Annotated in this window: 21 protein-coding genes and 1 riboswitch; of the genes, 16 read left to right on the forward strand and 5 right to left on the reverse strand. The window is 70.2% G+C overall.

Features of this window, described 5'->3' with window-relative positions; all coding sequences use genetic code 11:
- From IE278_RS36035 to IE278_RS36045, 3 genes are all read left to right on the forward strand, one after another.
- The coding region (locus IE278_RS36035; RefSeq protein ID WP_189778932.1) for a cytochrome c oxidase subunit I at positions 1 to 1,158 on the forward strand (1,158 nt) is incomplete at its 5' end.
- Positions 1,155 to 1,553, forward strand: a complete 399-nt coding sequence (locus tag IE278_RS36040) for a cytochrome c oxidase subunit 4 (protein ID WP_189778935.1) — start codon at positions 1,155 to 1,157, stop codon at positions 1,551 to 1,553. The genes IE278_RS36035 and IE278_RS36040, both read left to right, overlap by 4 nt.
- Before the next feature lie 130 nt (positions 1,554 to 1,683).
- The gene (locus tag IE278_RS36045; RefSeq protein ID WP_189778937.1) at positions 1,684 to 2,982 is read left to right on the forward strand and encodes a L,D-transpeptidase; all 1,299 of its coding nucleotides are present in this window, start codon (positions 1,684 to 1,686) and stop codon (positions 2,980 to 2,982) included.
- A 170-nt stretch (positions 2,983 to 3,152) separates the two neighbouring features.
- Here IE278_RS36045 and IE278_RS36050 read toward each other — a convergent pair whose 3' ends face one another.
- The gene (locus IE278_RS36050; RefSeq protein ID WP_189778939.1) at positions 3,153 to 3,554 is read right to left on the reverse strand and encodes a hypothetical protein; all 402 of its coding nucleotides are present in this window, start codon (positions 3,552 to 3,554) and stop codon (positions 3,153 to 3,155) included.
- Between the two features lie 200 nt (positions 3,555 to 3,754).
- Here IE278_RS36050 and ctaE point away from each other — a divergent pair, with 200 nt between their 5' ends.
- The 6 genes from ctaE to IE278_RS36080 all read left to right on the forward strand — a co-directional run bounded on the left by ctaE (position 3,755) and on the right by IE278_RS36080 (position 11,174).
- Entirely contained in the window at positions 3,755 to 4,375 is a 621-nt protein-coding gene (gene ctaE, locus IE278_RS36055) for an aa3-type cytochrome oxidase subunit III (protein WP_107017430.1), read from the forward strand.
- 65 nt (positions 4,376 to 4,440) lie between these two features.
- Positions 4,441 to 5,250, forward strand: a complete 810-nt coding sequence (gene qcrC / locus IE278_RS36060; protein ID WP_189778941.1) for a cytochrome bc1 complex diheme cytochrome c subunit — start codon at positions 4,441 to 4,443, stop codon at positions 5,248 to 5,250.
- Complete coding sequence (gene qcrA, locus IE278_RS36065; protein ID WP_189778943.1) at positions 5,247 to 6,323, forward strand: cytochrome bc1 complex Rieske iron-sulfur subunit; 1,077 nt, start codon at positions 5,247 to 5,249, stop codon at positions 6,321 to 6,323. The genes qcrC and qcrA overlap by 4 nt, the downstream gene beginning before the upstream one ends.
- The gene (gene qcrB / locus IE278_RS36070; RefSeq protein ID WP_189778945.1) at positions 6,320 to 7,978 is read left to right on the forward strand and encodes a cytochrome bc1 complex cytochrome b subunit; all 1,659 of its coding nucleotides are present in this window, start codon (positions 6,320 to 6,322) and stop codon (positions 7,976 to 7,978) included. Before qcrA ends, qcrB begins: the two co-directional genes overlap by 4 nt.
- Before the next feature lie 132 nt (positions 7,979 to 8,110).
- Positions 8,111 to 9,175, forward strand: coding sequence for an anthranilate phosphoribosyltransferase (gene trpD / locus IE278_RS36075; RefSeq protein ID WP_189778947.1), 1,065 nt, complete (start codon positions 8,111 to 8,113; stop codon positions 9,173 to 9,175).
- A 332-nt stretch (positions 9,176 to 9,507) separates the two neighbouring features.
- Positions 9,508 to 9,624: riboswitch (SAM riboswitch) on the forward strand.
- Between the two features lie 179 nt (positions 9,625 to 9,803).
- On the forward strand, positions 9,804 to 11,174 hold the full coding sequence (locus IE278_RS36080) for an aminotransferase class V-fold PLP-dependent enzyme (protein WP_189778950.1): 1,371 nt from the start codon (positions 9,804 to 9,806) through the stop codon (positions 11,172 to 11,174).
- Between the two features lie 63 nt (positions 11,175 to 11,237).
- Here the strand turns inward: IE278_RS36080 and IE278_RS36085 are convergent, their stop codons facing one another.
- Both IE278_RS36085 and IE278_RS36090 read right to left on the reverse strand, forming a co-directional pair.
- Complete coding sequence (locus IE278_RS36085) at positions 11,238 to 11,519, reverse strand: Lrp/AsnC family transcriptional regulator (RefSeq protein ID WP_107017436.1); 282 nt, start codon at positions 11,517 to 11,519, stop codon at positions 11,238 to 11,240.
- Positions 11,516 to 12,265, reverse strand: a complete 750-nt coding sequence (locus tag IE278_RS36090) for a rhomboid family intramembrane serine protease (RefSeq protein WP_189778952.1) — start codon at positions 12,263 to 12,265, stop codon at positions 11,516 to 11,518. Before IE278_RS36090 ends, IE278_RS36085 begins: the two co-directional genes overlap by 4 nt.
- A gap of 157 nt (positions 12,266 to 12,422) precedes the next feature.
- Here IE278_RS36090 and IE278_RS36095 point away from each other — a divergent pair, with 157 nt between their 5' ends.
- The 6 genes from IE278_RS36095 (at position 12,423) to IE278_RS36120 (ending at position 18,388) form a co-directional block, all read left to right on the forward strand.
- On the forward strand, positions 12,423 to 12,662 hold the full coding sequence (locus IE278_RS36095) for a hypothetical protein (RefSeq protein ID WP_189778954.1): 240 nt from the start codon (positions 12,423 to 12,425) through the stop codon (positions 12,660 to 12,662).
- Positions 12,663 to 12,697: 35 nt separating this feature from the next.
- Positions 12,698 to 14,047 (forward strand): NYN domain-containing protein, encoded by a 1,350-nt coding sequence (locus tag IE278_RS36100; protein WP_107017439.1) that lies wholly within the window; start codon positions 12,698 to 12,700, stop codon positions 14,045 to 14,047.
- Between the two features lie 352 nt (positions 14,048 to 14,399).
- Positions 14,400 to 15,431: a C40 family peptidase gene (locus IE278_RS36105; RefSeq protein WP_189778956.1), complete on the forward strand. Its 1,032-nt coding sequence runs from the start codon at positions 14,400 to 14,402 to the stop codon at positions 15,429 to 15,431.
- Between the two features lie 226 nt (positions 15,432 to 15,657).
- The gene (locus tag IE278_RS36110; RefSeq protein WP_189778958.1) at positions 15,658 to 16,677 is read left to right on the forward strand and encodes a C40 family peptidase; all 1,020 of its coding nucleotides are present in this window, start codon (positions 15,658 to 15,660) and stop codon (positions 16,675 to 16,677) included.
- A gap of 32 nt (positions 16,678 to 16,709) precedes the next feature.
- Positions 16,710 to 17,990, forward strand: coding sequence for a hypothetical protein (locus IE278_RS36115; RefSeq protein ID WP_373312179.1), 1,281 nt, complete (start codon positions 16,710 to 16,712; stop codon positions 17,988 to 17,990).
- Between the two features lie 125 nt (positions 17,991 to 18,115).
- Positions 18,116 to 18,388 (forward strand): DUF3253 domain-containing protein, encoded by a 273-nt coding sequence (locus tag IE278_RS36120; RefSeq protein WP_189778960.1) that lies wholly within the window; start codon positions 18,116 to 18,118, stop codon positions 18,386 to 18,388.
- Here the strand turns inward: IE278_RS36120 and IE278_RS36125 are convergent.
- Complete coding sequence (locus IE278_RS36125; RefSeq protein WP_189778962.1) at positions 18,366 to 19,340, reverse strand: LysR family transcriptional regulator; 975 nt, start codon at positions 19,338 to 19,340, stop codon at positions 18,366 to 18,368. The genes IE278_RS36120 and IE278_RS36125 overlap by 23 nt on opposite strands.
- Before the next feature lie 286 nt (positions 19,341 to 19,626).
- On the reverse strand, positions 19,627 to 20,919 hold the full coding sequence (locus IE278_RS36130; RefSeq protein WP_373312180.1) for a glycosyltransferase 87 family protein: 1,293 nt from the start codon (positions 20,917 to 20,919) through the stop codon (positions 19,627 to 19,629).
- A gap of 134 nt (positions 20,920 to 21,053) precedes the next feature.
- Between IE278_RS36130 and IE278_RS36135 the strand changes: the two genes are divergently transcribed.
- Positions 21,054 to 22,196: a glycosyltransferase family 4 protein gene (locus IE278_RS36135; protein WP_189779057.1), complete on the forward strand. Its 1,143-nt coding sequence runs from the start codon at positions 21,054 to 21,056 to the stop codon at positions 22,194 to 22,196.
- Positions 22,197 to 22,205: the final 9 nt, after the last annotated feature.

The raw sequence follows: 22,205 nt of genomic DNA on the forward strand, positions 1-22,205 counted from the left end.
ATCACCACCATCATCTGCATGCGCGCCCCCGGCATGACGATGTTCCGTATGCCGATCTTCGTGTGGAACGTGCTGCTCACCGCGGTCCTGGTGCTGCTCGCCTTCCCCGTGCTCGCCGCCGCGCTGTTCGCGCTGGAGGCGGATCGGAAGTTCGGCGCACACATCTTCGACTCGGCCAACGGCGGAGCGTTGCTGTGGCAACACCTCTTCTGGTTCTTCGGCCATCCAGAGGTGTACATCATCGCGTTGCCGTTCTTCGGCATCATCAGTGAGGTCATCCCGGTCTTCTCCCGCAAGCCGATGTTCGGCTACATGGGCCTGATCGGCGCGACCATCGCCATCGCGGGTCTGTCCGTGACGGTGTGGGCGCACCATATGTACGTCACCGGCGGTGTGCTGCTTCCGTTCTTCTCCTTCATGACGTTCCTGATCGCCGTGCCGACCGGTGTGAAGTTCTTCAACTGGATCGGCACCATGTGGAAGGGGTCACTGAGTTTCGAGACCCCGATGCTGTGGGCCACCGGCTTCCTGATCACCTTCACCTTCGGTGGTCTGACCGGTGTCATCCTGGCCTCGCCGCCGATGGACTTCCACGTCTCGGACTCGTACTTCGTGGTGGCGCACTTCCACTACGTGGTCTTCGGCACGGTCGTCTTCGCGATGTTCTCCGGCTTCCACTTCTGGTGGCCGAAGTTCACCGGCAAGATGCTCGACGAACGCCTCGGCAAGATCACCTTCTGGACGCTGTTCATCGGCTTCCACGGGACGTTCCTCGTCCAGCACTGGCTGGGCGCCGAGGGCATGCCGCGTCGTTACGCGGACTACCTCGCGGCCGACGGCTTCACCGCGCTGAACACCATCTCGACGATCAGCTCGTTCGTCCTCGGCCTGTCGATCCTGCCCTTCTTCTACAACGTGTGGAAGACGGCCAAGTACGGCAAGAAGATCGAGGTCGACGACCCGTGGGGTTACGGCCGTTCGCTGGAGTGGGCCACGTCCTGCCCGCCGCCGCGGCACAACTTCCTCACGCTGCCGCGGATCCGTTCCGAATCCCCGGCGTTCGACCTGCACCACCCCGAGATCGCCGCTCTCGACCAGCTCGAGAACGCCGGTCACGGTGAGAAGGCCCTCGCCGGCGGCAAGGAGGCGGGCAAGTGAAGGTCCAGGGCAAGATGTTCATCTGGCTCGCCGTCTTCATCCTCGTCATGGCGGTCGTCTATGGCGTGTGGTCGAAGGAGCCGGCCGGTACCACGGCGCTCTTCCTGGGCTTCGGCCTGAGCGTCATGATCGGCTACTACCTGTGGTTCACGGCCCGGCGGGTCGACACGGGCGCACAGGACAACAAGGAGGCCGACGTCGCGGACGACGCCGGTGAGGTCGGTTTCTTCAGCCCGCACAGCTGGCAGCCGCTCTCGCTCGGTATCGGCGGCGCGCTCGCCTTCATGGGCGTCGTCTTCGGCTGGTGGCTGCTCTTCTTCTCGGCCCCGATCATCATGATCGGCCTGTGGGGCTGGGTCTTCGAGTACTACCGCGGAGAGAACCAGAATCAGTAACACGCGCTGAGCGCACGGAAGCCCGGACACTCCGTCAGGAGGTCCGGGCTTCCCCCTTTCGCCACGTGTCCCGTCCCTCGCTCGGCCCAATAGGCGCGCCGCGACCGACCGCGGTTCCTACGCTCGGGACATGAGCCACTCAGCTTCCTCCAGGAGCGCCGACGCCGGCCCGGCGCGCCCGCGGAACCGTACCGCCGTCGGCTGCACGGCGCTCATGGTCGCCATAGGCGCGGGCGTCACGGCCTGCGGCTCCGGCGGCCATCCGCTCTCGGCCGAGCCCTACGACGCGGCCAAGGACCTCTCCTTCAGCGCCGCCGTGAGCGACGGGAAGAAGGCCGACCCGGACAAGCCCCTGGAGATCACCGCCAAGGACTCCGGAGGACGGATCACCGACGTCACGGCCACGGATGCCGCAGGACGGTACGTGGCGGGCGAACTGACGGCCGACGGAGGCCGGTGGCACAGCACCTCGCCGCTGGCCGCAGGCGCCCACTACACGGTGCGGGTGAGCACCGAGGACGACGACGGCGCGCCCGGTCGCAAGGTCGTCGACTTCGAGACCAGCGTCCCGAGGACCAAGAAGCGCCTCGACGTGACGTTCGGCCCCGACAAGGGCACGTACGGCGTGGGCCAGCCCGTCACCGCCGAACTCAGCACCCCGGTCAAGGACAGGGCGGCGCGCGCCGTCGTCGAGCGGGCCCTCAAGGTGCAGTCGCAGCCCGCGGTCGAGGGCGCCTGGCACTGGGTGGACGACAAGGAACTGCACTACCGCCCCAAGGAGTACTGGCCCGCACACGCCACTCTCCGGGCCCACAGCAACCTCGCGGGCATCAAGGTGGCCGAGCGCCTCTGGGGCGGCGTGGCCAAGCCCCTGACGCTCACCACGGGCGATCGCCTGGAGGCCGTGACGGACGCCGCGGCGCACTCGATGACGGTCTACCGCAACGGCGAGGCGATCAAGACGATCCCGGTCACCACCGGCAAGCCGGGCTTCGACACCCGAAACGGTGTCAAGGTGGTGCTGGGCAAGGAGTACTTCGTACGGATGCGCGGCACCAGCATCGGCATCGCCGAGGGCACCGCGGACTCCTACGACCTGCCCGTCTACTACGCCACGCGGGTGACCTGGAGCGGCGAGTACGTGCACGCCGCGCCGTGGTCGGCGGGCTCCCAGGGGGCCGCCAACGTCAGCCACGGCTGCACCGGCATGAGCACCGCCAACGCCGAATGGTTCTTCGAGACCGTCCGCGCCGGGGACATCGTCAAGGTCGTCAACTCGTACGGCGACATGATGGACCCGTTCGGCAACGGCTTCGGCGACTGGAACCTCACCTGGAAGAACTGGCGCAAGGGCAGCGCCCTGACAGCCGACACCCCGGAGGGCCCACCCCCGGCAGACCGCCTGAAACTACGCCCGGAGCTGGCCTAGGCCGGCCCCACAGGGGCCCGCCGCCTTCAGGGGCGCGGGGAACGGCGCAGTCTTTCGCTTTTAGGGGCGCGGGGAACGGTGCAGTCTTTCGCTTTTAGGGGCGCGGGGAACGGTGCAGACCCAGCCACAACGGACCCGCAGCCGCCCCGCGACACCATCCGCGAAGGCGACTACGCGCTCAGCGCACGCTTACTGCGAAGCAGCCCCGCCAGGGCAGAGGCGAACTCCACAGGCTCGACCGGCAAGGTCACAGCCGCCTCGGCCCGGCTCCACGTGGCAAGCCACGCATCCTGCGGCCGCCCGATCAGCAACAGCACCGGAGGACAGTTGAAGATCTCGTCCTTGATCTGCCGGCAGATCCCCATCCCGCCCGCGGGAACGGCCTCACCGTCCAGCACGCACACATCGATCCCGCCGCGGTCCAGCTCCTTGATCACCGCCGCCGGGGTGGCGCACTCGATGAACTCCACCTGGGGGACGTCGGTCGCGGGCCTGCGCCCCGTCGCGAGCCGCACCTGTTCGCGGGTGTTGGAGTCGTCGCTGTAGACCAGCACCGTTGCGGTCGGCTGCATTCTTCCTCCGGGACGTCAGCGTCGTAGAGCACAGAGCAGAGACAGGGACGGACACAGTCCGATGCGCGGATGCTACTCCCTCGATCACGTCGTCAACACCGGTTCGGACAGGGCTTCGATGGGCCATATGGGCTGGACACACCCCACAGACACCCCGAACGGCACCCCCCGAGGTGAGGGCGGGATAAGCGACCGACATAATGTCGGTCGTGGCGACAGCAACGACAGTAGATACCGGGCACGCGCACCCGTCGGTCAATCGGCCGAACCTCACCAGCGTCGGAACCATCATCTGGCTGAGTTCCGAGCTGATGTTCTTCGCGGCCCTCTTCGCGATGTACTTCACCCTCCGATCGGTGACCGGTCCCGACCACTGGAAGGAAATGGCGTCCGCCCTGAACTTCCCGTTCTCGGCGACCAACACCACGATCCTGGTGCTCTCCTCCCTCACTTGCCAGCTCGGCGTGTTCGCGGCCGAGCGTGGGGACGTGAAGAAGCTCCGGATGTGGTTCATCGTCACCTTCGTGATGGGTGCGATCTTCATCGGCGGCCAGGTGTACGAGTACACCGAGCTGGTCAAGCACGAGGGCCTGTCGCTCTCGTCCGACCCGTACGGCTCGGTGTTCTACCTGACCACCGGCTTCCACGGCCTGCACGTGACGGGTGGTCTCATCGCCTTCCTGCTGGTCCTCGGGCGCACTTACGCGGCCCGCAGGTTCACGCACGAGCAGGCGACCGCCGCCATCGTCGTGTCCTACTACTGGCACTTCGTCGATGTCGTCTGGATCGGCCTTTTCGCCACGATCTACATGATCAAGTAGCCGGGCCCGTTCCCGCGCACATTCCAGAAGCATCGACGCAGAAGATCCTGACACCGGGGTAATCCGTGAAAAAGCTCTCCGCACGACGACGCCATCCGTTGGCGGCGGTCGTCGTCCTACTCCTCGCGCTGGCGGCCACCGGGGGGCTGTACACCGCGTTCGCGCCCGCGGACAAGGCGCAGGCCGATACATCCGCCCAGTCCCTCGCCATCGACGAGGGCAAGAAGCTCTACGCCGTCGGCTGCGCCAGCTGCCACGGCACCGGCGGTGAGGGCTCGACCGACGGTCCCAGCCTGGTCGGCGTGGGTGCCGCGGCCGTGGACTTCCAGGTCGGCACCGGCCGCATGCCCGCCCAGCAGCCGGGCGCGCAGGTTCCGAAGAAGAAGGTCATCTACTCGCAGGCGGAGATCGACCAGCTCGCGGCGTTCGTCGCCTCGCTGGGCGCCGGTCCGAACGTGCCGACCGAGGAGCAGTACAACCCCGAGGGCGCGGACATCGCCGAGGGCGGGGAGCTGTTCCGTACCAACTGCGCGCAGTGCCACAACTTCACCGGAAAGGGCGGCGCGCTGACCAACGGCAAGTACGCCCCGACGCTGGAGGATGTCGACCCGAAGCACATCTACGAGGCCATGCAGACCGGCCCGCAGAACATGCCGTCCTTCCCCGACACCACGCTGACGGAGAAGAACAAGAAGGACATCATCGCGTACCTCGACGCGGTCAACAGCGACGACTCGGAGAGCCCCGGCGGTCTGGAGCTGGGCGGCCTCGGGCCGGTCAGTGAAGGCCTCTTCGGCTGGATCTTCGGTCTCGGCGGTCTGATCGCCGTAGCCGTGTGGGTCGCCGCCCGGACCGCAAAGGCCAAGAAGTCATGAGTAGCCAAGACATTCCAGAAGAGAACCTGCCCGCCGAGCGGGCCGCCGACGAGCACGCTCACGCGCACGGTGACGTGAGCGTGGCGGCGAACGAGAAGGATCCCTTCGCGGATCCCGGTCTGCCGCCGCACGAGCACCGCATCCAGGACATCGACGAGCGGGCCGCCAAGCGGTCCGAGCGCACGGTCGCCCTGCTGTTCACGCTCTCGATGCTGGCCACGGTCGGTTTCATCGCGTCCTTCGTGACGATCCCGGCCGACCGAATCGTCTACATCTTCCCGCTCGGTCACATCAGCGGTCTGAACTTCGCCCTGGGCATGACGCTCGGCCTGGCGCTGTTCTGCATCGGCGCGGGCGCGGTCCACTGGGCCCGCACCCTGATGTCCGACGAGGAGATGGCCGACGAGCGCCACGCCATCGCGGCGGAGCCCGAGGTCAAGGCCAAGGTACTGGCCGACTTCAAGCAGGGCGCCAAGGAATCCGCGCTCGGCCGCCGCAAGCTCATCCGCAACACGATGTTCGGCGCGCTGACCCTGTTCCCGCTGTCCGGCATCGTCCTGCTGCGCGACCTCGGTCCGCTGCCGGAGGACAAGCTGCGGCACACGCTGTGGTCCAAGGGCAAGCTGCTCGTCAACATGAACACCGACGAGCCGCTGCGTCCCTCCGACGTCGCCGTGGGCTCGCTCACCTTCGCCAAGCCCGAGGGCCTGGAGGAGCACGACCACGACTTCCAGACCGAGATCGCCAAGGCCGCCCTGATGATCGTCCGGCTCCAGCCGGAGAACATCAAGGACAAGCAGGAACTTGAGTGGTCCCACGAGGGCATCGTGGCGTACTCGAAGATCTGCACCCACGTCGGTTGCCCGATCTCCCTGTACGAGCAGCAGACGCACCACGTCCTCTGCCCGTGCCACCAGTCCACCTTCGACCTCTCCGACGGTGCCCGAGTGATCTTCGGCCCGGCCGGTCACGCCCTTCCGCAGCTGCGTATCGGTGTGAACGACGAGGGCTATCTCGAGGCGCACGGCGACTTCGAAGAGCCCGTCGGTCCTGCCTTCTGGGAGCGCGGATGAGCACTACGACCACCCCGAACCCCTCGGGCGCAGGCGCGCCGGGACGTTCGCGAGAGAAGGCGCCGGCCGGCGAGCGGGTCGCCGACTGGGCCGACGGCCGGCTGGGGATCTACTCCCTGGCCAAGGCCAACATGCGCAAGATCTTCCCGGACCACTGGTCCTTCATGCTGGGCGAGATCTGCCTCTACAGCTTCCTGATCATCATCCTCACGGGTGTGTATCTGACGCTGTTCTTCCACCCCTCGATGAACGAGATCGAGTACCACGGAAGCTATGTCCCGCTCCAGGGGCAGCTGATGTCGGAGGCGTTCGCCTCCACGGTGGACATCAGCTTCGACGTCCGCGGCGGTCTGCTCATCCGGCAGATCCACCACTGGGCGGCGATCGTCTTCCTGGCCGGCATGTTCGTGCACATGATGCGCGTCTTCTTCACCGGTGCGTTCCGCAAGCCGCGTGAGGTCAACTGGCTGTTCGGCTTCCTGCTGTTCGTCCTGGGCATGTTCACCGGGTTCACCGGTTACTCGCTCCCGGACGACCTGCTCTCCGGAACCGGTGTCCGCTTCACCCAGGGCGCGATCCTGTCGATGCCGATCGTCGGCACGTACATCTCGATGTTCCTGTTCGGCGGGGAGTTCCCGGGCGGCGACTTCGTCGCGCGGTTCTACTCGATCCACATCCTGCTGCTGCCCGGCATCATGCTGGGGCTCGTGGTCGGCCACCTGATCCTGGTCTTCTACCACAAGCACACGCAGTTCGCGGGTCCCGGGAAGACCAACAAGAACGTCGTCGGCATGCCGCTGCTGCCGGTCTACATGGCCAAGGCCGGAGGCTTCTTCTTCCTGGTCTTCGGGTTCATCGCCATGCTGGCCGCGGTCGCGTCCATCAACCCGATCTGGGTACTGGGGCCGTACCGTCCGGACCAGGTGTCCACGGGCGCCCAGCCCGACTGGTACATGGGCTTCGCCGAGGGTCTGATCCGCGCGATGCCCGGCTGGGAGATCAACATCTGGGGCCACACGCTGGTCCTCGGTGTGCTCATCCCACTGGTGATCTTCGGTGTCTTCCTGGCGCTCATCGCGCTCTACCCGTTCATCGAGTCCTGGGTCACCGGGGACAAGCGCGAGCACCACATCCTGGACCGCCCGCGCAACGCCCCGACCCGTACGGCCTTCGGTGTCGCCTGGGTCACCGCGTACATGATCATGCTGATCGGTGGTGGCAACGACATCGTCGCGACCCACTTCCATCTGTCGATCAACACGGTCACCTGGTTCGTCCGGATCGGGTTCTTCCTCGGACCGGTACTCGCGTTCATCGCCACCAAGCGGATCTGCCTCGGCCTGCAGCGCCGGGACAGGGACAAGGTGCTGCACGGCCGCGAGTCGGGCATCATCAAGCGCCTGCCGCACGGTGAGTTCGTCGAGGTGCACGAGCCGCTCAGCCAGGAGGCCATGCACACCCTCACGGCGCACGAGCAGTACCAGCCGGCCGAGATCGGCCCGACGGTCGACGAGAACGGTGTCGAGCGCAAGGTGAAGGGCCCGCAGAAGCTCCGCGCGAAGCTCAGCACCGCCTACTTCGGTGAGGACGGCCAGATCCCCAAGCCGACCGCCGAGGAGTACAAGGAGATCACGAGCGGCCACGGCCACCACTGATCACCACCTGTCCGCCACGGCAGGAGCCCCGTCCATTGCATGGACGGGGCTCTTTGCCGTCCCGGGGCCTGGATAGGGTGGACCCGTCCCTTGGAACCCTCACGTCCACGAACACGAACCCAGGAGCGGCAGATGAGTGCTGTGACCCCCGCTGGAGGCGACTTCGCGGCGGGCCGTTCCTGGCCCGCCCTGCTGAACGGCCTGCTGGACGGGCGCGACCTGAGCGCCGACGACACGGCCTGGGCGATGGACCTGATCATGCGGGGCGAGGCGACCGACGCGCAGATCGCCGGGTTCGCGGTGGCCCTGCGGGCCAAGGGCGAGACCGTCGAGGAGATCTCCGGCATGGTGCGCACGATGTACGCGCACGCCAACGTGATCGAGGTGCCGGGTGACACCGTCGACATCGTCGGCACCGGCGGGGACGGGGCGAAGACCGTCAACATCTCGACGATGTCCGCCGTCGTCATCGCCGGTACGGGCGCCAAGGTCGTCAAGCACGGCAACCGCGCCGCGTCCTCCGCGTCCGGCGCCTCTGACGTCCTCGAGAAGCTCGGCGTCAATCTGGAGCTGACGCCGCGGCGGGTGGCCGAGGTCGCCGAGGAGGCCGGGATCACCTTCTGCTTCGCGGTGAAGTTCCATCCGGCGCTGCGGCACGTGGCGGCGGCGCGCGGGCAGCTGGGCATCCGCACCACCTTCAACTTCCTCGGCCCGCTCACCAACCCGGCCCGGGTCAGGGCCCAGGCGGTCGGGGTCGCGCACGCGCCCATGGCGCCCATCGTGGCCGGGGTCCTCGCCGAGCGCGGCAACTCCGCGCTCGTCTTCCGCGGCGACGACGGCCTCGACGAGCTGACCACCACGGCCACGTCCCGAGTGTGGGTCGTGCGGGACGGCAAGGTGCGCGAGGAGGCGTTCGACCCGCGGGACGTGGGGCTCGATCTGGTGCCCGTGGAGGCGCTGCGGGGGGCTGACGCGTCGTACAACGCGGATGTCGCGCGGCGGCTGCTGGGGGGTGAGCGGGGGCCCGTGCGGGACGCGGTGCTGCTGAACTCGGCCGCGGCGCTGGTGGCTCTGGCGCCCGGCTCCGGGTCGCTCGCGGACCAGATCCGTACGCAGATGGCTCGCGCCGCGGAGGCGATCGACTCCGGCGCGGCGCTGCGGACGCTGGAGCGGTGGGTGACCGCGACCAACGCGTAGTCGCTGGCGCTGGCGGGGCGGGGCGCGGGGTTGGCGGGGCGGGCGTAAAGGATTGCGCCGTTCCCCGCGCCCCTGAGCTGCCCGGTTGGGGCGGGCGTAAAAGATTGCGCCGTTCCCCGCGCCCCTGAGCTGCCGGGTGGGGGCGGGCTTAAAGGATTGCGCCGTTCCCCGCGCCCCTGTGGAGGCCCCTGGGGGCCCTGGGGGCGCGGGGAACTGCGCAGCGGGGGTTCGGGGGCGGAGCCCCTGAGGTGGGGGCGGCGAGGGAAGGGCGGGCGTCCCGGTATGCGGACAGGGGGGTTGCGGTCGGATCATCGTGTGGCAAGATGCTGGCAGGTCATGAGTGACAGTCAACAGGCCCCGGCCGACTGTCCGGCAACCCTCCGTCCGTGGCGGGGTGCCCCGGGTGAAGACCAGGTCGTAGGCAGTGAGGTCTACGGCAAGCGCGGACCCCTCGCCGCTCTCTGAGCGGGGACACCAGGGGTCCTGGTCGTTCGAGGGAGCCTTTCATGAGCAAGCGAATGCGATAGGGCGCCGAGCCCCACTTCCGCGTACCCCTTCCCCATCACCTTCCCGCGCCGAGCCCTGCCCGCTCGCGCGGTGATTCCGCCTGCCTCATGGGAGCTTCGCCATGTCTGTCTCCACCGCTGCCGCCGACCGGTCCGCCCACTGTGACACCGAGGGATCCCTGCCCGTTCTGGGCCGGGACGTCACCGTTCCGCTCGTGACGGGCGGCGAGGTCACCTACGCCGCCCTCGACTACGCTGCCAGCGCCCCCGCCCTCCAGCGCGTGTGGGACGACGTGGCCGCGTACGCCCCGTACTACGGCAGTGTGCACCGCGGGGCCGGATACCTGTCCCAGCTCTCCACGGACCTCTTCGAGAACGCCCGCAGGACCGTCGGCGAGTTCCTCGACTGCCGCGCCGACGACGAGGTCGTCTTCACCCGGTCCACCACCGACTCGCTCAACCTCCTCGCCGCCGCCCTGCCCGCCGACTGCCAGGTCTTCGTCTTCGAGACCGAGCACCACGCGTCGCTGCTGCCGTGGCAGGACGCCCGGGTCACCTACCTCAACGCCCCGCGCACCCCGGCCGAGGCCGTCGCGACGCTGGAGCGGGCCCTTGCCGAGCGTGACCCGTACGGTCCGGCGCTGGTGTGCGTCACGGGCGCCTCGAACGTCACCGGCGAGCTGTGGCCCGTACGGGAACTGGCCGCCGCCGCCCACGCGCACGGCGCCCGCATCGTGCTCGACGCCGCCCAGCTCGCGCCCCACCACCCGGTGTCCGTACGGGAGTTGGACGTGGACTGGGTCGCGTTCTCCGGCCACAAGCTGTACGCGCCGTTCGGCTCGGGTGTGCTCGCGGGACGCTTCGACTGGCTGCGAGAGGCCGACCCCTACCTCGCCGGCGGCGGTGCCTCGAAGAAGGTGTCGCGGCGCGTGGACGGCGGCGTCGACGTCGAGTGGCACGAGAGCGCCGCACGGCACGAGGCCGGCTCGCCCAACGTCATCGGCGCCTACTCCATCGCCTCCGCCTGCAAGGCCCTCACCGAGGCCGGCTTCGACACCCTGGTCGCCCGTGAGCAGCGGCTCGTCGCCACCGTCCGCCAGGGCCTCGCCGAGGTGCCCGAGGTCCGGGTGCTCTCGCTCTTCGGCGACGACGCCCCGCGCGTCGGCGTCATCTCGTTCGTCGTCGACGGCTGGAACAGCTCACACTTCGCCGCCGCGCTCTCCGCCGAGTACGGCATCGGCGTCCGCGACGGCCTCTTCTGCGCCCACCCGCTGGTCCGTACGCTCCTCGGCAGCGACCCGCAGTCCCAGGGCGAGTGCGGTGCCCCCGAAGCCGCGCCCGGCGAGAAGTCCCTGAACGCCATCCGCGTCAGCTTCGGCGCGGGCACCCCCGACGAGCACGTGGAGCGTTTCGTGGGAGCGGTGAAGGAGCTCGTCAAGAACGGCGCGAGCTGGAACTACCGCACGGAGAACGGCCGCTGCGTCCCGGCCTAGGGCCGGGCCCCGCAGGGGTCCCCGCCCCGCTTCCGGAGGAGCCCCGTCCCGCCCCCGCGGGGGCTAGTTGTCGCCCCCGATGGCGAACGCGGCCTCCAGGTCGTGCTGCGAGTACGTCCGGAACGCCACATGCGTGTCCGTCCCCTCGACCCCCGGAATCTTGCTGATCATGCCGGGGATGACGTCCGCCAGATCGTCATGGGCCTTCACCCGGACCATGGCGATCAAGTCGTACGTCCCCGTCACGGAGAACACCTCGCTGACGCTGTCCAGCGCCGCGATCGACTCGGCGATCTCGGGAATCCGGTCCACGCTGGTCTTGATGAGCACGATCGCGGTGATCACGGCTGGTTTTCTCCCTCGGTGGCCGTCGCTGGGGATTTCACTCTAGCCGGACGCCCGTACCGCACCCACGCGTAGAGGAACCCGGCGGAGAAGCCCAGCAGGTGCGCCAGATAGGCGACCCCGGGCCCCTGCGACGCGCGCCCCGCGGCCAGCCACTGCAGGGACACCCAGAACGGCAGCACCACCCACGCGGGGAACCGCAGCGGAAGGAAGAAGAGGAACGGGAAGAGACTGGTCACCCGGGCTTTGGGGAACAGGTACAGAAACGCGCCGAGGACGGCGGAGATCGCCCCCGACGCGCCGACGAGGGTCTGCGCCGAGTCGGCGTGGGCGCCCGCGTAGCCCAGCAGGGCGAGGTAGCCGCAGCCCACGTAGAAGAGGGCGAACTCGACGTGGCCCATCCTCTCCTCGGCCATCGCCCCGAAGACGTAGAGGAAGAGCATGTTCCCCAGAAGATGCAGCCAGCTTCCGTGCACGAACAGGGCGGTGGCGGGGGTGCCGAGGGCCCGCGGTGTCCCCTGGAACAGTTCGACGGGCACCACGCCCCACCGTTCGAAATAGGCCCGCTGCGCGGAAAGAAGCTCGTCACCGGTGCCGTACGACGGGCTGAGTCCGGAAGCCGGGCCGATCACGAAGATCGCGCAGCACAGGGCCATCAGTCCGTAGGTCACCGGAGCGGGGTGGCTCCGGATCGCCCTGACCGTTCTGACCGTCCTGTTGCCGGGTGCACCCCAGTTGCCGAGCATGAACAGAGCATGACGTAACGGGACCGAACCGCACAGAGCGCCTCGCCGCTCGCGGTGGACGGGCGTCGAGTACCCGCCAGGCCGTAGGGTTACGAGCCACACGCCCCGGGGAATCCGGTGCGGCACGAAGACTTACGGAAAGAGAGCGACTGCCACGATGACGGTTCCCCTCCCGACGGCCGAGACCCGGTGGCGCTGCACGCTCTGCGGCAACCTCACGCGCTTCGATGTGACCCGTTCGTCGAAGGTCGTCGAGTACGTACATCTGGACCTGGCCGGGGAACCCAAGGTCGAGGAACGCGACGTGGTCAGTGAGACCATCGACTCCGTGCGCTGCCGGTGGTGCAACGCGGTGGATCAGGTGGAACTGGTGGACAGGCCGGGCGCCCGCTCCTGACAGGAGCCGGCCCCGCACGGACGATGGGGTGAAGGATGGTGGAGACCACAGGCGGTGAGCCGGACGACGGCGACGCCGAGGTGCTCGACCGTCCGCTGCCCGACGGGGTGCGCCGCAGGGTCGTACAGATCGTGTCGGACGGGTTCGGCGGGCTGACCGTGGCCGAACTGCCCACTCAACTGAGGCAGTACGCCCGGTTCGCCCCCAATCGTCGTGCCAAGTTCGCCGGGACCGCGATGGCGGCGGCCATGGAGACCGATCCGCTTTTCAGACAGCGCATCGCCGAGAAACTCAGAGACGCCCAGCCCGAGCTGGCCGGTGCTCTCGACTCGGGCTCACCGCCCCCGGCCGCGGACCCGCTGGACGTGGCGGCCGCGGCCTATGTGCTGCGCCCCACGGGGTGGGTCAAGCTGGTGACCGCCGCCGGCGAGGAGGCCCTGCGGGCGGACGCCGAGCGCGCCGACGAGGAGAGCCGCGTCGAGCTGGAGCGGCTGCGCGAGGAGCTGGCCGAGGCCCGGGGGCAGACCCGGGCCGAGACGGAGCGGCTGCGCGCCGAACTCGACGCGGCGAAGAAGGAAGCGGAATCGCTTCACCGCAAGCTGCGCGGAGCCTTCAGCGACGTCAAACGGGGTGAGGCGGCCCTGCGCAAGCTGCGCGGCGAGATGGAGGCCGTGCGGGGCGAGGGGCAGGCCCAGGTGTCCGCCGCCGAGAGCGAGAGCCGGCGGCTGAAGCAGCGCCTCGGCGAGGTCGAGGGCTCCCTTGAGGCCACCCGCCGCGCGGCGCGCGAGGGGCGCAGCGTCGAGGACATGCGGGTGCGGCTGCTCCTCGACACCGTGCTCGAAGCCACCCAGGGGCTGCGGCGCGAACTCGCCCTGCCACCGGTGTCGGTGCGGCCGGCGGAGACCGTGGACGCGGTCGAGCCGGGGCGGATGACACCGAAGGACATCGCGGCCCGGGCGCTGTCCGACAGCGATCCCGCCGTCCTGGACCAGTTGCTCGCGCTGCCGCAGGCGCATCTGGTCGTCGACGGGTACAACGTCACCAAGACCGGCTATCCGCAGATGCCGCTGGAGAAGCAGCGGCTGCGGCTGCTCGGTCAGCTCTCGCAGCTCGCCGCCCAGACCGGCGCCGAGGTCACCTGTGTCTTCGACGGGGCCGAGCTGGCCGCCCCGGTGCTGCTCGCTCCGCCGCGCGGGGTGCGGGTGCTGTTCTCCAAGCCGGGTGTCACCGCGGACGAGTTGATCCGCCAGCTGGTGCGCGCCGAACCGCCGGGGCGGCCCGTCATCGTCGTCTCCACGGACCGCGAGGTGGCCGACGGGGTGGCGAGCGCGGGCGCCCGTCCGGTGGCCTCCGTGGTGCTGCTGAAGCGTCTTTCGAGGGGTTGAGAACCGCTCTTCGCGGGCACCCTCACCCCTTCGCGGACCGCGGTCGCCGTTCTGTCCCGTACGCCCCATAGGTGTCGGACGCACCAAGAGCAACACATGGTCGTCTTGCCCGACTTGGCGAAACCTTCACGCAACGTAGGGTCAAGAGAGCGTTACTGCACGTGAGTTGATTGTAAAGAATGCGATCGGTGACCGAGATTTTTCCGGGGAGGATTTGAACTGATCACAGGTGGTCACTAGGGTCAGGCGTCGAACCTCCACTCGGGTGATCACTCATTGGGAGTGACGGTGGAGGGGCACCGCCAACCGGCGTCTTCGGTGGGCGGCTGAGGTAATGAAGGAGCTCGCCTCCGTGGCGTCCCACCGTCGACCGAAGCAGCCGAGCCGCACCCGTGTGACCGTGCTCACCACCGCCGCCGCTGCCGCCGTTGCCCTCAGCTCACAGGCTGCCAACGCCGCGCCCAGTGAGAAGCCCAGCAAGGACGAGGTCAAGGCCAAGGTCGACGCGCTCTACGAGGAGTCGGCGCTCGCCACGGACAGGGCCAACGGCGCCGAGGAGAAGCAGGAGAAGCTGGAGAAGGAGATCGACACCCTCCAGGACCAGGTCGCCCGCGGCCAGGACGATCTCAACTCCATGCGTGACGGCCTCGGTCTGATGGCCAGCTCCCAGTACCGCACGGGCGCCGTCGACCCCTCCGTGCAGCTGTTCCTCTCCTCGGACCCGGACGACTACCTCGACAAGGCGTCCGCCATCGACCAGTTGAGCGCCCAGCAGGTCGAGGCACTCAAGAAGGTCCAGGACAAGCAGCGGGTCCTCGCCCAGCAGCGTCAGGAAGCGGCCGGCAAGCTCAAGGAGCTCTCCGACACCCGCAAGACCCTGGGCCAGAAGAAGAAGGAAGTCCAGGAGAAGCTCGCCAAGGCGCGCACGCTCCTCAACACCCTCACGGCCGCGGAGCAGGCGGCCATCAAGACCGCGGACACGCGCGCCAGCCGCGACGCCGGGGACCGCGTCGAACTCGGCAACGAGGCGCCCGCCTCCGAGCGCGGTGCCGCCGCCCTCGCCGCCGCGAAGACCCAGATGGGCAAGCCGTACGTGTCCGGTGGCAGCGGCCCCAACTCGTACGACTGCTCCGGGCTGACGCAGTGGGCGTACAACCAGGCCGGCCAGTCCATATCCCGGACCACCTACACGCAGCAGAACGACGGTGTGAAGATCGGCCGCAGCGCCCTCAAGCCCGGCGACCTGGTCTTCTTCAACAGCCTCGCGCACGTCGGCCTGTACGCCGGCAACGGCGTGGTCCTGCACGCGCCGAAGCCCGGCGCCGTCGTCCGCCTCGAGTCGATGAGCACGATCGGCTCCTTCCAGTTCGGTGTCCGCGTCTGATCCGAGCGCCTCGGGATTTTCCTGAAGGCCGGTCGCCACGCCGCCCGAACGGGCGAATTCCGGTGACTGACGCTGACCCCACGCCCCGCCCATGACCTGCGTCTAGGGCGGGGCGTCGCGTTGTGTACACGGATGGCTCTTTGGTCACCGCGTAGTCACACGACTACTGTCTGGCGCGTTTCCCCCAACTCCGGGGGTCCGTCAGCGGAAGGGAGTGCGGCTTCCTGTGGGGTCCCATCGCCGTCTTGCACCGTCCGGCTTCGACCGGGGCGCCCGAGGCGCCCGAGGCGCCACCCTGTGCGTACTGACCGTCGCGGCCGCGGCCCTCGGCGTCCTGCCCGCCGGCGCCGCACCGCGGGACGACAACCGCGCGGAGGTGGACCGCCTGTACGAGGAGGCGGAGCACGCCACCGAGTCGTACAACAAGGCCGACGAGCGCGCCGACCTCCTGCACGACGAGGTGGACAAGGCGCAGGACCGCATCGCCCGGCAGCAGGACCGCATCAACACCATGCGGGACGCCCTCGGTTCGCTCGCCGGGGCCCAGTACCGCTCCGGCGGCCTCGATCCCTCGCTGGCGCTGATGTTCTCCGACGACCCCGACGAGTACCTGGACAAGGCCGCCGCGATCGACCGGATCAGCGCCCGCCAGGCCGGGGAGCTGAGGAAGCTCCAGGGAGCCATGCGCGACCTCGCCCAGGAACGCGCGGAGACGACCAGCAAGCTCGCCGAACTCGACAAGAGCCGCGAGGCCGTCGCCCGGCACAAACGCACCGTCGAGCGGAAACTGTCCAAGGCGCGGCAACTGCTCAACTCGATGCCCGACGCCGACCGCGCCGCCTACGACCGGACCTCCCGCTCCGGCCGGACCCCCGACCTCACCGGCGCCGTCCCGTCCTCCGGGCGTGCGGCCGCCGCCGTCGCCGCGGCCCGCTCCGCCGTCGGCCGCCCCTACATCTGGGGGGCCAACGGGCCCTCCGGCTTCGACTGTTCGGGCCTCACCCAGTGGTCGTACGCGCAGGCCGGTGTCGGTCTGCCGCGCACCTCGCAGGCCCAGGCGCACGCCGGCCGGCAGGTGCCGCTCTCGCAGGCGCAGCCCGGCGACATCGTCACCTACCGGGACGACGCCAGCCATGTCGGGATGTACGTGGGCAACGGCCAGGTGGTCCACGCGCCCTACCCGGGCGCCCCCGTGCGTTACGACCCGGTGGGCATGATGCCCGTCTCGGCCGTGACGCGCCCCTGACCCGTCGCACCCCGCGCCGTACGATCAGGATCGTGGCTGGTCGTGGACGTGCGCCGAAAAGGGTCTTGGGGCTGTTGCTGGCGGGCCTGACGGGTCTGGCGGGGCTGACGGGACTGGTCGGCTGTGCCGGCTCCGCCGGGACCGACGCCGCGTCCGCCGATGTGAAGCAGGTACTGGACCGGCGGGCGGCGGCGGTGCGCGACGGCAGCGAGCGGGCCTTCGTGGCGACGGCGCCGCCCGGCTCCGTCGCCGCCGCCGAACGGGCCGAGGCGCGCACCGGGTTCAGGAACCTGCGGGCGGTCCCGCTGACCGACTGGTCGTACCGCGTGACCGGCTTCCACCGCACCGGCGAGCGCGCCACCGCCGACGCGGAGCTGCGCTACCGCATAGAGGGCTACGACAGGGCGCCCGTTGTCACCGCCCGCACGCTGAGCCTCGTCCGCGCCGAGGGGCGCTGGTACGTGAGCGACGACCGGCCCGCGGGTGACGCGAGCCGGCAACTGTGGGAGCAGGGGGCCGTGGTGGCCGTACGCGGCGAGCACAGCCTCGTCCTGGGGGTCGGGCAGTCCCGCGGCACGCTGCGCGGTTACGCGGACCTGGCCGACCGCGCGGTGCCCGTCGTACGGGAGGCGTGGGGCGCGGAGTGGCCGGGGCGGGTCGTCGTCCTCGTACCGAAGTCGCTGGAGGGCATGGCGGAGCTGCTGGGGGCGCCCGCGTCCGGGTACCGGGGGATCGCGGCGGTCACCACGGGCGTGGTGAGCGAGGCGGATCGGGGGTCCCCGCGGCCGGAGGCCGGGGGAGGTTCCGGCAAGGCGCCCGCCGACCGGATCATCGTGAACCCGGACGCGTACGGGGTGCTGGGTTCCTTGGGCCGGCAGGTCGTGCTCACGCACGAGACGACCCATGTCGCGACCCGCGCCGCGACCTCGGCGGCGACCCCGCTGTGGCTGTCGGAGGGGTACGCGGACTGGGTCGGCTACCTGGGCACCGGCCGCACGGCGGCACAGGCCGCGCCCGAGCTGACGCGCGCGGTGCTGGACGGGCGCGTGCCGGACGCGCTGCCAGAGGACGGGGACTTCGGCTTCGGCGGGGACGCGGGGAAGCTGGCGCGGGCGTACGAGAGCGGGTGGCTGGCCTGCCGGATGATCGCCGAGCGGTGGGGCGAGGTGCGGCTCAGGGAGTTCTACCGGGCCGTGGGGGCGCACGAGAAGCGCGCGGGCGCGGTGGAGGCGGGGCTGCGGGAGGTCCTGGACACGTCATCGGGGGAATTCACGCGGCTGTGGCAGGCGTATCTGCGGGATCGGCTCGTGTGACGGCCGACGGTCGACCGTCGATGGCCGTCGGTCGACGGCCGAGGGGTGAGGGTCGAGGGGCCGGCTGTCGGGCGGGCCGCCCGGTCGCGATGGCCGTGCGGAGCGGCCGGTGCGACCCTGGCGGAGTGACGGACAGCGAACGGCGGGCCGACCTGCGTCTGGAGCGGGCCATCCTGGACCTGCTGGAGCGCCGGGCCCCGACCGCGACGATCTGCCCCTCCGACGCCGCGCGGGCGGTGTACACGGGCGACGACGACGGCTGGCGCGCCCTCATGGAACCCGCCCGCCGCGCGGCCCGGCGGCTGGTCGAGGCCGGCGAGGTGGAGATCACCCAGGGCGGCCGGGTCGTCGAACCGGCGAAGGCCCGCGGCCCGATCAGGATCCGCCGCGTCCGCTGAGGCGGGGAGTCACCTCGTCGGTGGCGGCGCACGCGTGGTGCAGGGCGGCACGCGCGTGCCGGCGCAGCCACATGTGGGCGGGGTCGTTGTCGTAGCGCTGGTGCCAGGCCAGGTGGACGGGGACGTCGGGCATGGGCAGGGGCAGCGGCCGGACGCACAGGCCCAGGCCGTCCAGCAGCGGGCGGCTGGTGAGGCGGGGCACCGCGACGACCAGGTCGTCGTGGCGCACGAGCTGCAGGGCCGTGGCCGCGGTGGGAGCGGCCGCCACGACCCGACGGCTCAGGCCCCGGGCCTCCAGCACGTCGTCCATGGGGTCACGCAGGCGTCCCCGGCGGGAGACGGTGATGTGCTCGGCGGTCACGTACTCCTCCAGCCCGAGCGGGCCGTCACCGCCCTCTTCGCCGCCGCTGGCGCCGTCGCACAGGGGGTGGGTGGGGCGCAGGGCCAGGACCAGCCGGTCGTGGCCCACGACCTCGTGACGGATCTCGGACGAGGAGGGTGCGCCAGCGCCGGCTTCGAGGTCGATGTCCCCCCGGCGCGGGTCGTGGGCGTCCGTACTGGCCTCCGCCAGGAAACGCAGCCGCACGCCGGGTGCCTCGGCGCGCAGCGAGCGGAGCAGGTGCGGGCCGGCCGCCGCGGCCAGGGCGTCGTGCCATTTCAGGATGAACGTCCGCTCCAGGGCCGTCAGGTCGACCTCGGTGTCGGGGGACAGGACCGTCCGCGCCTGCTGGACCAGTTCGTGCACGGTCGCGCGCAGGGCGAGGGCGCGGGGCGTGGGCGTCATGGTGCGGCCGGTGCGCACCAGGATCTCGTCGCCCGTGGCCCGGCGGATACGGCTCAGGGTGCGGCTCATCGCGGGAGCGGAGACGTGCAGGCGGGCGGCGGCGTCCGTCACGCTGCCCTCTTCCAGCAGGGCGTCGAGCGCGGTCAGCAGATTCAGATCCAGTTGCATGCGAGTAAATCTAGCCGTGACTAGATTGCATTTAAAGTTAATGACGCCGGGTTCAGACGTCGGCAGCGCGGCCCGGACGGGGCCGCTAGGCGGGCGGGACCACCGTTCGCGCCGCGCATGATCCCGTCCAGGGCGCCGCGCGCGGGGATCGCCGCCCTCATGGTCGCGGAGGCGGAGCACCGCGCTTCGCCGACGCGGCAGGCATCGCGCTGTTCGAGAACCGCTGAGCGGCGTGCGTCGGCCCGAACTTGGTGCCCTTGTTGCGCCCGTACTCGCGTCCGTGGCGTCAGGAGGCGAGTGATTCCTCGTCGGCGTCGGCGGGGGTTGCCCGGCCGGGCGCCGGGGCCGGGTCCGCGTACGAGACGGTGTCGCGCCACAGGAGCACACCCGCGGTGACGGTCGCGGCGACCAGCAGGCCGTTGCGGATCACGAGCAGTTCGATGCCGAGGTCGGTGCTGGCGACGACGTCCGCGAAGAAGATCGGGAACTCCAGGACGGTGAAGAGGCACGCCACCAGCACCATCACCGCGGGCCACCCCATCCGGCTGCCGCGGAAGATCAGGCACACGGCGGCCAGACCGACCAGCCACACCAGGTACTGCGGGCTGATGACCCGGCTCGTCGTGGTGAACAGCAGTACCGCCATGAACGCGGCGTCGGCGGCCGTGTGCACCAGGAACCGGGTCGCGCACAGCCGCCACAGGAGCAGCCAGCCGAAGGCGAGCCCGGTCAGCATCAGCGCCACCGTGCTCACCACGTCGACGTACGGGCCGAGGAACTCCACCGAGCCGTAGTTGAGCAGGACCTGGCCCTCCCAGCCGTGGTGCCGGGCGACGTGGAAGACCAGCGAGCCCAGGGACTCGACCTCGGTGCCGCGGTCGCGCTGGAAGGTCAGGAACGCGAACGCGCCCGGCATCGACACGACGAACACCGACGCGAGGGCCGCGGCCGCGGCGGCCGCGGCGGCCCAGGCCTTGCGCCCGGTGGTGCCCACGAGCAGCAGCAGCGGCCACACCTTCAGCATCGCGCCGAGCGCGGCGAGGACGCCCATCACCTTCGGGTGCCGGACGCCCGCGAGGAGCGCGGCCACGGCGACGGCGGTCACCATCACGTCGTAGCGCGAGTACACCGTCGGCCCGAGCAGGGGTACGCCGATCACCCACACCCAGACGCCGCGCACCGACACCGGCATCGGCCCGTCCTCACCGGCGGCGGGGCGCAGGGCCGCGTACAGGAGCAGTCCGAAGGCGATCAGGTCGGCGGCGAAGGCGAGGACGAAGAACGCCTCGGTGTAGGCGAGGAAGGGCAGCAGCGCGGGGGAGAGGATCGCGAGCGCGGCGGCCGGCGGGTACTGCCAGGTGACGTCGTCCAGCGGGAAGGTGCCGGTGCGCAGGACCTCGTACCAGTTCTGGTAGGTCACCGAGACGTCGCTCGTGACGTCCGGTCCTGGGAAGACGAACACCTTGAAGACGAAGAGCAGGAGCAGCAGTCTCGTCAGGCCCCAGGTCGCCAGCAGTACGTACGGGAACCTCGGCCCCTTGGCTCCCGCCATGCCCACCTGCCCCTTGTTCGTACGCATCCGCCGTGCGGCCCCGCCGTACCGCCGCCCTGTGGGGTCATGATCCCCCGCGCGGCTGTGCGAGAGCCGTGAAGCGCGGCCGGGCCGAGCGGTGGGGTACGGGTTCGGTACTGTCGACGGCGATGCGCGAGACCATGCACAAGACCCTGATCGTGACCAACGACTTTCCGCCGAGACCGGGCGGTATCCAGGCCTTCCTGCACAACATGGCGTTGCGCCTGGACCCCGAACGGCTCGTCGTCTACGCCTCCACGTGGAAGCGGGGCCGGGAAGGAGCCGAGGCCACAGCCGCCTTCGACGCCGAACAACCCTTCGTCATCGTACGCGACCGAACAACCATGCTGCTGCCCACTCCTGGGGTCTCCCGGCGGGCCGTCGGGCTGCTGAAGGAGCACGGCTGCACCTCGGTGTGGTTCGGTGCGGCGGCGCCGCTCGGAATGCTCGCGCCCGCGCTGCGGAAGGCCGGCGCGGAGCGGCTCGTGGCCACCACGCACGGCCATGAGGCGGGGTGGGCGCAGTTGCCCGCGGCGCGCCGGCTCCTGCGGGGGATCGGGGAGTCGACGGACACGATCACGTACCTGGGGGAGTACACGCGGTCGAGGATCGCCGCCGCGCTGACGCCCGAGGCGGCGGGGCGGATGGTGCAACTCCCGCCCGGGGTCGACGAGAAGACGTTCCACCCCGGGTCCGGCGGGGACGCCGTGCGGGTGCGGCTCGGTCTCACCGAGCGGCCGGTGGTGGTCTGCGTGTCGCGGCTGGTCCCACGCAAGGGCCAGGACACGCTCATCCTCGCCATGCCGCGCATTCTGGCGAGTGAGCCGGAGACCGTGCTGCTGATCGTGGGCGGGGGGCCGTACGAGAAGGATCTGCGGCGGCTCGCGTACGAGACCGGGGTGAGCGAGTCCGTCCGCTTCACCGGGGCGGTGCCGTGGTCCGAGCTGCCGGCCCACTACGGCGCGGGGGATGTGTTCGCCATGCCGTGCCGGACGCGGCGCGGGGGGCTGGATGTGGAGGGGCTCGGCATCGTCTACCTGGAGGCTTCCGCGACGGGGCTGCCCGTGGTCGCGGGGGACTCGGGGGGTGCGCCGGACGCGGTGCTCGACGGGGAGACGGGGTGGGTGGTCCGGGGTGGCTCGGCGGAGGACGCCGCGGACCGGATCGTCACGCTCCTCGCGGATCCGGAGCTGCGGCGGCGGATGGGGGAGCGGGGGCGGGAGTGGGTGGAGGAGAAATGGCGCTGGGACCTGTTGGCGGAGGGGTTGCGGGGGCTGCTTTAGCGCCGCGCC

The sequence above is a fragment of the Streptomyces tauricus genome, assembly GCF_014650955.1.
Classification (GTDB): Bacteria; Actinomycetota; Actinomycetes; order Streptomycetales; family Streptomycetaceae; genus Streptomyces; species Streptomyces tauricus.